The organism is Streptomyces sp. NPDC051567, assembly GCF_044454165.1.
In the GTDB taxonomy this organism is placed as follows: domain Bacteria; phylum Actinomycetota; class Actinomycetes; order Streptomycetales; family Streptomycetaceae; genus Streptomyces.
The window spans coordinates 1-1211 of record NZ_JBITDK010000069.1 but is presented as its reverse complement, the minus strand read 5'-3'; the positions used below and the strand labels follow the sequence as shown (position 1 = coordinate 1211).

1 protein-coding gene is annotated in these 1211 nt (G+C 71.6%); it reads right to left on the bottom strand.

All coding sequences use genetic code 11. The features are described from left to right. Nucleotides 1–124: 124 nt before the first annotated feature. Nucleotides 125–1108 carry a carbohydrate kinase family protein gene (locus ACIA5F_RS30935; RefSeq protein WP_399358795.1) on the bottom strand — a complete coding sequence of 328 codons (984 nt, stop codon included), beginning with the start codon at nt 1106–1108 and terminating at the stop codon, nt 125–127. Nucleotides 1109–1211 lie beyond the last annotated feature (103 nt).

Sequence of the window (1211 nt, the reverse complement as noted above, 5' to 3'; positions counted from 1 at the left end):
ATCTCGTTGCAGCCCTCCAGCTGCTGGAAGTCCTCCAGAGTGGGGTCCTGCGCCTGGAGCATCGTTCCCATGGCTCCATCGGCGACGACGACGCGTTTCGTGAACTCCTCCCGCAGTGACCGTCTCATGTCAGCTCCCTCAGGGGTGTGGTCAGCTCCGTCTCGTAGCGGCAGCCGTACGCCGTGCGCAGTGCGGTGAGGAGTTGTTCGCCGGAGAGGTGGTACTCCTGGGTGCCCACGGAGCCGAGGACGGTCGCCGCGACCGCGCAGCCCAGTTGGGCCGCAGCCTGTTCGGACACGCCCCACGCGGTGCCGGCGAGGAACCCGGCCCGGAAGGCGTCGCCGACGCCGGTCGGGTCCACGACCCCCGGGACCTCGATCGCGTGGACCGTCAGCGGGGCGCGGCCCTCGGCGCGGACGCGCACCCCCGCCTCCCCGTGCGTGGTCACCCAGGAGCCGACCTGGCGCAGGACCTGCTCCTCGGTCAGCCCGGACTTCTCGCACAGCAGGGCGGCTTCGTACTCGTTGGTGAACAGCCGGTCCGCGCCGTCCACCAGTTCCCGGACCTCCGCCCGTTCCAGCCGGGCGAGCTGTTGCGAGGGGTCGGCGGCGAAGGGGATGCCCAGTTCCCGGCAGGTCCGGGTGTGCCGGAGCATGGCCTGCGGGTCGTCCGGGGAGATCAGCACCAGGTCGGGGCGCCCGGCGCGAGCCGTCACCTCCCTCAGGTCGATCTCGCGCGCCTCGGCCATGGCGCCCGCGTAGAAGGTGGCGATCTGGTTCTGGTCCCGGTCGGTGGTACAGACGAAGCGGGCGGTGTGGCGGGTCCCGCTGACCCGGACGGAGTCGGTGTCGACGCCGTGGTCCTTGAGCCACACCCGGTAGGGCTCGAAGTCGGCGCCCACGGCGCCCACCAGGAGCGGGCGCAGTCCCAGTGTCCCCAGGCCGAACGCGATGTTCGCCGCCACTCCGCCGCGCCGTACGTCCAGGTTGTCGGCGAGGAACGACAGGGACACCCGGTCCAGCCGGTCCGCGAGCAGCTGCTCGGCGAACCGGCCGGGAAAGGTCATCAGATGGTCGGTCGCGATGGAACCCGTGACAGCGATGCGCATGTCAGACCCCGGCGGCCTGGCGCAGGGCGTCCACGCGGTCGGTGCGTTCCCAGGTGAAGTCGGGGAGTTCGCGGCCGAAGTGGCCGTAGGCGGCGGTCTGGGC

Excerpts from the sequence above, each read along its gene's own strand:
- ACIA5F_RS30935 (WP_399358795.1), bottom strand. The coding sequence starts at position 1,108 with ATGCGCATCGCTGTCACGGGTTCCATCGCGACCGACCATCTGATGACC.